Raw genomic sequence first — 12,053 nt, 5'->3', positions numbered from 1 at the left:
GCTCATTGGGAGTAAGCGATGCCGTGGCAGGAGAAGACGATCATGGAACTACGCGAGGAATTTTCAAGGCTGGCAGCGCAGGAAGGCGCGAACATACGGCAGTTGTGTCGGCGCTTCGGGATCAGTCCGACGACCGGCTACAAGTGGCTGGCGCGAAAGCGGCAGGGCGCATCCCTGGCTGATCGCTCGCGGCAACCTCATCACACGCCCCGTCGCAGCCGGCCGGAAATCGAAGCGCTGATCGTGGCGCTACGGATGGCGCACCCGGCCTGGGGCGCCCGCAAGCTGGCGCATCGTCTGGAACGGCTGGGACACGAGATGCCTGCCGTGAGCACCGTCCATGCGGTATTGCTGCGCTACGGGCTGGTCACGCCGGCGGCATCGCAGGCGGCACAGCCCTGGCAACGCTTCGAGCATCCCTGTCCGAACGATCTGTGGCAGATGGACTTCAAAGGGCATGTGCCGATGCAGCGCGGACGCTGTCATCCGCTGACCCTCCTCGACGACCACTCCCGCTACGCACTCGGCCTGCGCGCCTGCGACAATGAACGGCGAACGACAGTGGTCGATCACTTGATCGCGATCTTCCGTCGCTACGGCCTGCCGGCCCGGATAACGATGGATAACGGCGCGCCGTGGGGAAACGACGGAACGCATTACACCCAACTGGATGTGTGGCTGATGCGTCAGGGTATCCGGGTCAGCCACTCGCGACCGTTTCATCCGCAAACGCAGGGCAAGGATGAACGCTTTCATCGTACCCTCAAGGCCGAGGTACTCCAGGGCGCCCCTTTCACCGATCTGGCCCATGCCCAACAAGCCTTCGATCACTGGCGGACCATCTACAACCGGATGCGTCCCCACCAGGCGTTAGCGATGGGCGTCCCCGCCGACCGCTACCGCGCCAGCTCCCGGGAGTACGTGGAGCAGCCCGCTGTGCCCGAGTATGACGGTACCGATCAAGTCCGCACTGTGCAGGCCCTGGGCCGGATGACCTGGCGGGGTGAGGACTGGCAGGTCGGCAAGGCGTTCATCGGTGAGCGGGTGGCTGTACGCCCCTCAATCGACGACGGCCTGTACGATGTCTACTGGCGCACCTATCGGATCGCCCGGATCGACATGACCACCCGGACGGCCAACGCGGGCCGCGCGCTCGCATAAACCGTCCACCATGTCTCCGAACAACCGTCCACTATGTCTCCGGTCTATACACCCGCAAGGGGAGAGGGAGAGGTTGTGCATCTCGCGAGGGGGGGGAGGGAGAGGTTGTGCGTCTTGCGAGGGGAGGAGGAAAAGTTGTGCATCTCGCGAGGGGAGGGGGAGGAACTGCGCAAGCTGGCAACACAGGTAACAAACCAGCGTACGGCCGGGTGCGCCGGAGACGATGCCTCTCTCTCCTTGTGGGAGAGGCGTTGGGATGCCGACTCGACGTTCAGCGGCTTTAAGCTCCCCTCTCCCCTCGCGGGAGAGGGGTCGGGGGAGAGGGGGCGCCAGGCGAGGCGAAACATGAGCTTTGCTCCCTCTCCCCTTGCGGGAGAGGGCCGGGGAGAGGTGGGCGCAGCCATCAAAGCCTCCTCCCGGCCCGTTCATGCGATTGCCCTGGCTGCGCTCCGCCCCTGTTCGCTCCCTGCGGAAATTATGTATTAAGATATAGACCTGATTGAACTAAGGGAATAGGGATACGAGGTCATGCATTTGCGTTTGCAATTGCGTTCACACTCTCGTTCATGCTCGCGTCCCGGCTTTGAGCGGGCAAGGCCCCGCGTTCGACAGCCCCTGCTTGCGGCGTTGCTGGGCTGCGCGCTGGGCGGGGCGGGCACGCTACAGGCCGCCGCCGAGACGGATACCGCATCGCCGGATGGCGGCAAGCTGGAAGAAATCACCATCACCGCGCAGAAACGCCGGGAGCCGCTGCAGCAGGCGCCGCTGGCGGTCAGCGCGCTCGGCGCGCGCGAGCTGGAAACGCAGCGCGTCGATAGTCCGATGGATCTGGGAAATGCCCTGCCTTCCCTGGTCATGGTGCCGTTTTCCGGCAATCGGGCCGCGCCGAACATGACGATACGCGGCATGGGCAACCTCGATTCGCAGATCACCAAGGACGGCGCCAACGGCATCTACATCGACGGCGTGCCGGTGGGGCGGATGGTCGGTCTGGCGGCGGACATCGCCGATCTGGAGCGGGTCGAACTGCTGCGCGGGCCGCAGGGCACGCTGTACGGCCGGAATACCACGGGCGGGGCGATCAATTTCATCACCGCCCGGCCGGAAAAGGATTTCTCCTTCGAGCAGGGGTTGACGCTGGGAGACTTTGGCGCCTGGGCCAGCAGGACGCGGGTGAATCTGCCGCTGGCCGAGAATCTGTATACCCGGCTGGCCTACGTGCGTTCCGCGAGGGATGGCTGGGTCGAGAACGTCAATCGCAGCCTGCCCGATCAGGCGAGCTTCGACGAAGAGGACAAGGAAGCCGTGCGCTGGTCCACGCGGCTGCTGGCCGGCGAGCGGCTGACGGCGGATCTGAGTCTCGATCATTCGAAAATGACCTACGGCAACGTCTTCTTCCAGAAGGTGGCCGTGCCGGGGCGGCAGGAATCCATCGCGCCGGTCAAGGGACTGTCGCCGAGCCGGGTGTCGGTGGGCGGGCAGCAACTCACCCTGACCTGGCAGTTCGATGCGGCGGTGCTCAAGTCGATCAGCGCCTGGCGCCGGATGAACAATCAGGTGCGGCAGAATTACGCGGACGTGTTCACGCAGGCGGGCGACCAGCATCAGGACCAGTCGTCGCAGGAATTTCAACTGGTGGGTTCGGCGCTCGACCGGCGCATCGAATACGTCGTCGGCCTGTTCTTTTCCAGGGAAAGCGGCGAGGAGCAGGTCGTTTCGGTGTTTTCTCCCGTGCTCCAGGATAGCTGGCGCATTTGGGCCGAGTCGAAGTCGGCCGCGCTGTACGGCCAGCTTGCCTGGCGGCCGCCCGTGCTTGCCGACAGGCTGCGGTTGACGCTGGGCCTGCGGGATAGTCATGACCGGCGTTCGGCCAGCAAGCATTTCATTCACAGCGACTTCGATCCCGCGTCGAACGGGACCGTCGTCGCGGGCGACAAGCGGTTCCACAAACTGACGCCGACCTGGAGCGTGGATTACGCCGTCAGCGACGATCTGAACGTCTATGCGCGCCTGTCCAACGGCTATCGCGCGGGCGGCTTTAATGCGCGCACGCCCTACACGGCTTTCGGCGACGGTTTCGACCAGGAAAACGTGCGTTCCCGCGAGATCGGTCTGAAGAGCGAATGGTTCGAGCGCCGGGCGCGTCTCAACTTGGCGTTGTTCGACGGCAAGTACACCGATCTGCAGGTCGACCAGGTGCGCACGCCGTCGTTTTTTACCGACACCCTGAATGCCGGCCGGGCGCGGGTGCAGGGAACGGAACTCGAAGCGACCGCCCTGCTGGGGTACGGCTTGAGCGCCAGTCTCTACCACACCTGGCTGGACGCCCGCTATGACGCCTATGTCGATAACGGCGTCGATCTGGCCGCCGTCAAGCGCATGCCGAACGCGCCGAAGCGGCAGGGCGGCATCGGCCTGGCCTATGCCGGCGAGCGCACCGCGTTCGGCAAGCCGCTGGTGAATCTCGACTATCGGTGGCAAAGCGCGTTCCACTCCAATCCGAATCTGGAAACCCGCACCAGCGGCTACGGCATCTGGAATCTGCGCGCCCAGTTGTCGGACATCCGCCTGCCGCAGGGCCGGCTGCGCCTGGCTCTCTGGGGCAAGAACCTGACGGATCGGGAATACCGCCTGACCAACACCAATCTCGGCGTCATGACCGCCATGTACGGCGCACCGCGCACGCTGGGCGTGGATGCGATCTACGAGTATTGAGCGGCCTCAGAACACCGAGCGGCCACATCGAGCAGCTTCAGAACAGCTCGATTTTCTTTTCCGCCGTCGTGGCGGGCGTGACCAGGCGGCGGGCATATTCGGTTTCTTCGCGGACGACCTCGTCCGCAACGGCCATGCTGCCGAGGATGCGCTTGCACCAGGCCGCGCCGCCGTGCGGTTCGAAAAGCACCTTGCGCGACCAGGGGCCGCCCACGTCGCAAGCCTGCAGGGCGATGCCCTCGCGCGCCAGCCATTCGCGGGCGAACCGCGCATTGTTTTCGCCGATGGACATGCGGATCGCGGAGACGGGATTGCCGCCACCGAAAACCTTGGCGACCAGACGCGTCTTCTGCGCGCCCTGGGCCAGCATGGCATTGACCAGGACTTCCATGGCGTAATCGCCGCGCAGCAGATCGTCCTGCGCCTTGTCGGGGTCGCTGCTGGGCAGCATGAAGTGATTCATGCCGCCGAATTTCAGCCTGGGATCGTAAAGACAGACCGCGATGCAGGAGCCGAGCAGGGTGGCGATGGGGCGTTGCCGATCGACCCGCCACTCGCCGGGATGGATGCTGTGCGCAGTGCGTTCGACTTCCTTGCGGGTGGGTTCTGCGCGGGTGCTCATGCGATCCGGGGCCGGCTTACTTGAAGGCCAGAATCTCGCGGGCGATCAGGCCCAGCGGCAGGACTTTGTCGACGCCGCCGAGACGCACGGCCTCCTTGGGCATGCCGTAGACCACGCAACTGGCCTCGTCCTGGGCGACGGTTTTTGCGCCGGCCTGGTGCATTTCATTGAGGCCGCGCGCGCCGTCGTCGCCCATGCCGGTCATGATGATGCCCAGCGCATTGCGCCCGGCCACCTGGGCGACGGAGCGGAACAGCACGTCGACCGAAGGCTTGTGACGATTGACCAGCGGCCCGTCGGCGACTTCGACGATGTACTGGGCGCCGCTGCGTCGCAGCATCATGTGGCGTCCGCCGGGCGCGATCAGGGCGCGGCCGGGGATCACCCGGTCGCCGTTCTGCGCTTCGCGCACTTCGAGCTGGCAGATTGAGTCCAGGCGCGAGGCAAACATGCCGGTGAATTTCTCCGGCATGTGCTGGACGATGACGATGCCCGGGCAGACGGCCGGCAGCGCCTTCAGCACGACTTCCAGCGCCTGCGTCCCGCCCGTCGACGTGCCGATGGCGACGATGCCCTCGGTGGTTTTCGCCATCGCCGTCGATGCGGCGGCCTGGGCGGCGAGCATGGCATCGGCGGTGAGCCTGGGGGGCGGCATGCTGGTCGTCTGCAGCATGCCGCCGAGGGCGCGCTTGTTGCTGCGGGCGGCGGCGCGCACGGCGCTGAGCAGATCGTTGGAGGCGTCCTGGAGAAACTGCCTGACCCCCAGCTTCGGCTTGGTGATGATGCTGACCGCGCCGGCCGCCAGCGCTTCCATGGTGGTTTCCGCGCCCTTCTCGACCAGCGAGGAACAGATGACGACCGGCGTCGGATGCTCGGCCATGATCTTGCGCAGAAAGGTGATGCCGTCCATGCGCGGCATCTCGACATCCAGGGTGATCACGTCGGGCCAGTTGCCGCGCATCTTGTCGAGCGCGAAGAGCGGATCGGCGGCCGCGCCGATGATCTCGATATCCGGTTCGCGCTCGAGACTCTCGCGGATGGCCTGGCGCACCACGGCGGAGTCGTCGATGATCATCACCTTGATCTTGTTCATGGCTTCATCTTTTCTGCGGATCGGCATACTGCAGGCGGACCTCTCCGCTGTCCAGGTCGAACAGCAGCTTGCGCCGGCCGGTACCGCCGGTATGTTCTTCGAGCAATGGAATGCGCCGGGTTTCGAGAAACGCCCGCGCGGCCTCGATGTTCTGCCGGCCCAGCGGGCTGAAGGTTTTCATGGCGGGAAACATGTTGCCGCCGCCGAACAGCCTGGCCTGATATTCGCGCGGCCGCGAGCCATGCCGCGTGATGGCCGCATCGAACAGCGCGAAGGCGGCTTCGGCATAGCGGCCATCGAGGGCGGGCGTGGCCGTGGATGCCGCGATTCGGGGCGCGGCGCCGGGCAGCAGGATGTGGCACATGCCGCCGAGTTGGCGGCGCGGATGCCATAGCGTGATGGTCACGCAGGAACCGAGCAGGGTTCCCAGTTGCGCGGGTGCCGCGCAGAAATGGAACTCGCCGGGCGCCAGGTTGATGGGCGCGCTTGCGGTGTCGTTGCTGGCCATGGCAGGGACCGGAATCGGCATGTCCGGATTTCAGGCCGCCTGGTAGATCGTCGGCTTGATCGGCTTGACGCAGTTGGTGATGTTGTTGAGGCTTTCCGAATGGCCGATGATCAGATGGCCGCCCGGATGCAGATGCTGGACGAGGCGTTCGACCACCTTGCGCTTGGTGTCGTTGTCGAAATAGATCATCACGTTGCGCAGGAAAATCACGTGAAACTTGCCGAGACCGGGCAGCGGCCCGTTGAGGTTGGCCTGCAGGAAGCGCGTGTGCCGGCGCAGCTCCGGCATGATGATGAAGCTCCCCTCGTTTTCCTTGACGCCCTTCAGGCAGTACTTGCGCAGATAGTCGGGCGGCAGGCCGCGTACCCGGTCGAGCCAGTACTGGCCGCGTTCGGCAACGGCGAGCACGGAGCGGCTGATGTCCGAGCCGGTCACGTTCCATTGCCCCTTGAGGCCCAGCGTATCGGCCAGCACCATGGCGATGGTATAGATTTCCTCGCCGGTCGAACTGGCCGCGCTCCAGACGTCGAACGAGCGGCCGGGCGGATGCTTGGGCAGGATGTGCTGGGCGAGGTATTCGAAGTGCTTGGACTCGCGGAAAAAATACGTCTCGTTGGTGGTCAGCAGATCCACCATCTGCTGCAGCTCGCCGGCATGCTGGCTGCTCGTGACCAGCTTGTAGTATTCGGTGTAGCTGCTCAGTCCGTAATGCTTGAGGCGGCGGCCGAGACGGCCCACCAGCAGAATCTGCTTGGCATCCGACAGGTTGATGCCGGCGATCTTGTGGATCAGGGCCTGGAACTGGGCAAACTCGGCGGCGGTGATTTGTGTCGGGTGGGTCATGTCGAAGTAATGCGAATGCGCCGGGATGGCGCTGCGCTGCGATGCGGCGATCCGGCCGCGCAAACGGGGAAAGTCCGGAGGTGAGGTGGATGCGTCTGTGGGCGGATGAACAGCGGCCGCGGCCACTTGACGCTTGCCCGAGTGTACCCGAGAAGCGCCCCGGATTGCGGGCAGCGGCGCGGTGGCCCCGATCATCCCGGGCCACCGATTCTCCGGGCCGTGTCCGTGCCGCGCGATTGCCGGGCAGGCGGCCTGCTGCCGTCGTTCGCCAGGGATCAATCGAGCGCATGCTCCAGTGCGTCGGTTTCCGCGCCGGTGGCCGCCATCTGTCCGACCATGGCCAGGTCGTCGAGCGAGAGCACCCGGTTGACGTTGAGGATGATGACGAACTTGCCGTCCACCTTGCCCATGCCGCGGATGAAGTCCGTGCGGATCTTGGCGCCGAAGGCCGGCGGCGGCTCGATCTGGTCCTCGCGGATTTCCAGCACCTCGCTGACGGCGTCGACGATCACGCCGACTTCCTGCCGTTCGTCGTCATTGACGATTTCGACGATGATGATGCAGGTGCGCCGGGTCAGTTGGGTCGGCTGCCTGCCGAAGCGGCTGGACAGGTCGATGACCGGCACCACGGCGCCGCGCAGGTTGATGACGCCGCGGATGGACTCGGGCATCATCGGCACGACGGTCAGGTCGCCGTATTCGATGATTTCCTTGACGCAGAGGATGCCGGTGGCGAACATTTCGGCACCCAGCTGGAACGTCAGATATTGCTGTTGCTCGGCCGTCGCCTGCGTTTCCTGCGGCAGGGACTGGCCGGGCTTGACCAGGGCAGTCATGGCTTTCCTCCTCAGAACTTGACGAAGTCGGCTTCATCGGCATGCGTTTCGGCCGCCGGGCGGATCGCCTCCGGTTTCGCGCTGCCGTGCGTCTTGGCCTGCCGCTGTCCTGGCGTTTTTTTCACCTGCCGGCTGGTGGGCGCATCGCCGGTCTTGAAGAACGCCATGGTCTGCTGCAGTTGTTCGGCCTGGCCGCTCATTTCCTCGGCGGTGGCGGCGAGTTCCTCGGATGCGGAGGCGTTCTGCTGGGTGGCCTGGTTGAGCTGGCCCATGGCGCCGTTGATCTGTCCGACGCCGGAGGACTGTTCCTGCGAGGCGGCGGCGATCTCCTGCACCAGGTCGGAGGTCTTGGTGATCGACGGGACGATTTCGTCGAGCAGCTTGCCGGCCTTCTCGGCCAGCGCCACGCTGCCCTTGGCGACTTCGCCGATTTCCTGGGCGGCGACCTGGCTGCGCTCGGCCAGCTTCCTCACTTCGGCGGCGACCACGGCGAAGCCCTTGCCGTGCTCGCCGGCGCGCGCGGCTTCGATGGCGGCATTCAGCGCCAGCAGGTTGGTCTGGTAGGCGATGTCGTCGATGATGCCGATCTTGTCGGCGATGCTCTTCATCGCGGTGACCGTTTCCTTCACCGCCGCGCCGCCTTCGGCGGCCTCATGGGCGGCCTTCGAGGCCATGCCGTCGGTGACCTTGGCGTTTTCGGTGTTCTGGGTGATGGAGGCCGACATCTGTTCGATCGAGGACGTCGTTTCCTCGACGCCCGCCGCCTGTTCGCTGGAGGACTGGCTGAGCGACTGGGCGGTGGCGCTGACTTCCTCCGAGGCGCTCGACAGGTTGTCCGCCGCGCTGCGCACTTCGGCGATGATCTGCGAGAGTTTCTCCACCATGTTCTTCATCGCCGCCAGCAGCATGCCGGTCTCGTCGCGCGAGGTGACTTCGATGCGCGTGGACAGGTCGCCTTCGGACAGGGCGTTGGCGACGGACACCGCCTGGCCCAGCGGCCGGGTGATGCTGCGCACGATCCAGAACGCGATGCCGATGGCGAGGAGGAAGGCGGCGATGGCGATCGCCAGCGTCAGGGCGCGGGCCGACTCGTATTCCTTCGTCGCCTCCTCGCCGAGCGAGGTCATCAGGTCGCCCTGGAACTTGACCAGATCGTTGACCCGCTGGCGGTATTCGGTGGCGGCCGGGCGAAAGCCGGAGTCCATGAAGGCCCGGCCTTCTTCCGCCTTGCCTTCCTCGATGAGTCTGATGATCTGGTCCTGTGCCGCGATGTAGCGTTCGCGGGCCTGCAGGATCAACTCGAACATCTCCTTGCCCTTGGGCTGGACGAGCGTCGGCCGGAGGGTTTCCCATGCCTTGGCGATGCCGACGCGCGCTTCCAGGATGCGCTCCTTGGCCCGCTGCTGGCCGCCCTTGTCCTCGGCGAGCAGCATGTCGCGCGCGCTGAGGCCGATTTCGTTCACGCCGGCCAGGCCGTCCTGCAGCAGCAGCACCTTCGGCCACATGTGCTTGGTGATGTTTTCCATCGAGTGGTTGAGACTCGACAGGCGCGACACGCCGATCACGGCGATGGCGGCCAAGAGGGCGACGACGATGCCGAAGCCCAGCGCAAGCCGCGTTCCTATCTTCATGTTGCTGAACATTTCGCTATCTCCTTACAGAATTTCCGTGGCGGCCATTCCCGGCCGGGTTGAGTGCATGGCGCTGGCGGTTTGTTCGTTTTCCCGGCTCGCCGCCTGCTGTACGAGTACCGGTACATCAAGAATCAGGGCGACATCGCCGCTGCCGAGAATCGTCGATCCCGAGATGCCGCGCAGATGCCGGAAAAGCTGGCCGAGCGGCTTGATCACGGTCTGGAATTCGCCCAGCAGCCGGTCGACGACCAGCCCGGCTTTCTGGTTGCCGAAGTGGACGACCACGACGCTTTCGCGCCGTGGCGGCTGGCCTTCGATGGCCAGCAGCTCGCGCAGGCGGATGAAGGGCAGCGCTTCGCCGCGCAGATTGAGATAGCTGCGCGTATCGCTGGCCTGCCTGTCGGCTTCGGACAGCTCCAGGCATTCGAGCACCATGTCGAGCGGCACGACGAAGGAGGATTTGCCGACTTCCACCAGAAAGCCGTCGATGATGGCCAGGGTCAGCGGCAGGCGGATGGTGAAGCGCGAGCCCGCGCCTTCGTTCGAGGCCACTTCGACCGAGCCGCGCAGCGCCTGGATGTTGCGTTTCACCACGTCCATGCCGACGCCGCGGCCGGAGAGATTGGTGACTTTCTCCGCCGTGGAGAAGCCGGCCTCGAAGATCAGGTTATGGATTTCCTCGTCGCCGAGAACCTGGCTGGCGCCGATGAGGCCGCGCTCGATGGCCTTGGCGCGGATCTTCTCGCGCGACAGGCCGGCGCCATCATCGGTGATTTCGATGACGATGTTGCCGGAGTCGTGATAGGCGTTCAGCTCGACGCGGCCGGTTGCCGGCTTGCCCTGGGCAATGCGGATCTGCGGGGTTTCCAGGCCGTGGTCCATGGCGTTGCGCACCAGGTGCATCAGCGGGTCGCCGATTTTTTCGACGACGGATTTGTCCAGTTCGGTTTCGCCGCCGCGGATGACCAGCTCGATTTCCTTGCCCAGTTCCCGGGCGGTGTCGCGCACCACGCGGTGGAAGCGGTTGAAGGTTTCGCCGATCTGCACCATGCGCAGTTGCAGGGCCGAGTCGCGGATGTTCTCGACGAGCCGGGTGAGCAGCGAGGTGGCCTCGACGAGATGGCCGAGCTTGCTGTTCTGCGCCAGCAGACTGGCGCTGGCGCCGGCGATCACCAGTTCGCCGACCAGATCGATCAGGTGATCGAGCTTGCCGGCATGCACCCGGATCAGGCGGGCTTCCTCGGCTTTCTTGTCGCTGACCTGTTTTTGCCGGGCGACGGCGGCCTCGACGATTTCCGGCTGGATGACCTTCTGCTCGACGAGGATGTTGCCGAGCGGTGGCGGTGGGGTGGTTGCCGCATCGCCGGCCTGCTGGCGGGAGAGACCCTCGATGAGTTCGTCCTGCGTCAGGGCGCCGCTCTTGACGAGGATTTCGCCCAGGCGCATCGGTTCCTCGGGCAGTTCGCCGATCAGTTGCAGATAATCGGCAACCTTGCTGTCGGGCGGCAGGATGCGCAGCGCGCAGTCGTCGCGGACGAAATCGAAGGCGCGCTCGATGGCGCTCTTGTCGGCCTGGCTGCGGAAGCTGATTTCGCAGCCCAGGTAGCAGGATTCCGGATTCATCTGGCTGGCGGCGGGCATGCCGTCGGCGAGGGTGGCGATGTGGGCGATTTCGCCGAGCGTCAGCAGATAGCGCAGGATCGCCGCCGGGTCCATGCCGTTGCGCAGGACGTTTTCGCCGAAGCGCACCGAAATGTGCCAGCAGTCGTTGATGGCCTTGCCGCTGCCTTCGCTTTCCACTTCGCTCGTGTGTTCCCTGGGGCTGGCCGCGCGGGCGGACGTGGCCAGCGTGTGGCCCTCCTTGATGTTGACGGCTGAGGAGCCGATGCAGGCGCGCAGTTTTTCCGCAATGGCTTCGCCGTCCAGCTTCAGGTTTTCGTCTTCATCGACGGCGCCCGTCGCCACGCGATCGAGCAGCGCGCCGATGTGGTCGCAGCAGTTGAGCAGGATGCTGATCAGCGTATCGCTGACCGGGATTTCGTGATTGCGCAGTTTGTCGAGCGCGTTTTCGAGCACATGGGTGAAGCGTTCGATCATGCCCAGTTCGACCACGCCGGCGCCGCCCTTGATGGTGTGCGCGGCGCGGAAGATGGCGTTGAGCACTTCCGCTTCGGGATCGCCGTCGGCCTGTTCCATGCCGAGCAGCTCCGCTTCCATGGCCGCGATCTGTTCGCGGGCTTCCTGGATGAAGACGCTGAGGATTTCTTCCATGTCGGCAGCTCCTCGCTCAGGCAGGTTGGCGCGCCGGGATCACCAGCGGATCGCCGAAATAGCCGGCGATGTTGAAGAAGTCGATCAGCTCATGCACGGCCGGGCTGTGGGCGATGATGTTGAGCGATTTGCCGCAGGCCTGGCTTTCGCGCTTGGCCAGCATCAGCAACTGGATGCCCGCCGTGTCGATCTCGGCGACGCCGGAAAGATCGAGTTCGAGCATGTCGCTGCTTTCGACGCCGTGGATGAGTTTTTCCTTGAGGGCTTCGGCGTGATAGATGGTCATGTCTTCGGTGATGATCATGCGTTTCGCGGCGTTTTCTGGATGGCTCATGCCAGTGTCTCCCCTGTGCACATGTCCCGGCCGTGG

Annotated in this window: 10 protein-coding genes; 2 read left to right on the top strand and 8 right to left on the bottom strand. The window is 65.0% G+C overall.

Translation table 11 applies throughout. From position 1 onward, the window contains the following. Window positions 1-18: 18 nt before the first annotated feature. The gene (locus SDENCHOL_RS11070; protein ID WP_067169585.1) at window positions 19-1,161 is read left to right on the top strand and encodes an IS481 family transposase; all 1,143 of its coding nucleotides are present in this window, start codon (window positions 19-21) and stop codon (window positions 1,159-1,161) included. A 627-nt stretch (window positions 1,162-1,788) separates the two neighbouring features. Next, window positions 1,789-3,876 carry a TonB-dependent receptor gene (locus tag SDENCHOL_RS11065; protein ID WP_067169578.1) on the top strand — a complete coding sequence of 696 codons (2,088 nt, stop codon included), beginning with the start codon at window positions 1,789-1,791 and terminating at the stop codon, window positions 3,874-3,876. A 37-nt stretch (window positions 3,877-3,913) separates the two neighbouring features. On the opposite strand, the gene SDENCHOL_RS11060 is transcribed toward SDENCHOL_RS11065, so the two are convergent. The 8 genes from SDENCHOL_RS11060 to SDENCHOL_RS11025 form a co-directional block, all read right to left on the bottom strand. After that, window positions 3,914-4,498 carry a chemotaxis protein CheD gene (locus SDENCHOL_RS11060; RefSeq protein ID WP_067169575.1) on the bottom strand — a complete coding sequence of 195 codons (585 nt, stop codon included), beginning with the start codon at window positions 4,496-4,498 and terminating at the stop codon, window positions 3,914-3,916. Between the two features lie 16 nt (window positions 4,499-4,514). Continuing rightward, complete coding sequence (locus SDENCHOL_RS11055) at window positions 4,515-5,591, bottom strand: protein-glutamate methylesterase/protein-glutamine glutaminase (RefSeq protein WP_067169571.1); 1,077 nt, start codon at window positions 5,589-5,591, stop codon at window positions 4,515-4,517. A gap of 4 nt (window positions 5,592-5,595) precedes the next feature. Continuing rightward, a complete protein-coding gene (locus tag SDENCHOL_RS11050) occupies window positions 5,596-6,099 on the bottom strand; it encodes a chemotaxis protein CheD (RefSeq protein WP_067170657.1) in 504 nt (167 codons plus the stop codon). 30 nt (window positions 6,100-6,129) lie between these two features. Continuing rightward, a complete protein-coding gene (locus SDENCHOL_RS11045; RefSeq protein WP_067170654.1) occupies window positions 6,130-6,942 on the bottom strand; it encodes a CheR family methyltransferase in 813 nt (270 codons plus the stop codon). A 275-nt stretch (window positions 6,943-7,217) separates the two neighbouring features. Further along, complete coding sequence (locus tag SDENCHOL_RS11040; RefSeq protein ID WP_067169567.1) at window positions 7,218-7,778, bottom strand: chemotaxis protein CheW; 561 nt, start codon at window positions 7,776-7,778, stop codon at window positions 7,218-7,220. A gap of 11 nt (window positions 7,779-7,789) precedes the next feature. After that, entirely contained in the window at window positions 7,790-9,421 is a 1,632-nt protein-coding gene (locus SDENCHOL_RS11035) for a methyl-accepting chemotaxis protein (RefSeq protein WP_067169565.1), read from the bottom strand. A 12-nt stretch (window positions 9,422-9,433) separates the two neighbouring features. After that, a complete protein-coding gene (locus tag SDENCHOL_RS11030) occupies window positions 9,434-11,683 on the bottom strand; it encodes a chemotaxis protein CheA (protein ID WP_067169562.1) in 2,250 nt (749 codons plus the stop codon). A gap of 16 nt (window positions 11,684-11,699) precedes the next feature. Further along, entirely contained in the window at window positions 11,700-12,017 is a 318-nt protein-coding gene (locus tag SDENCHOL_RS11025) for an STAS domain-containing protein (protein ID WP_067169559.1), read from the bottom strand. Window positions 12,018-12,053 lie beyond the last annotated feature (36 nt).

The sequence above is a fragment of the Sterolibacterium denitrificans genome (assembly GCF_900174485.1).
Taxonomy (GTDB): Bacteria; Pseudomonadota; Gammaproteobacteria; order Burkholderiales; family Rhodocyclaceae; genus Sterolibacterium; species Sterolibacterium denitrificans.
Note: the sequence above shows the minus strand (reverse complement) of the source record. Positions and strands in the feature narration are given on the sequence as shown.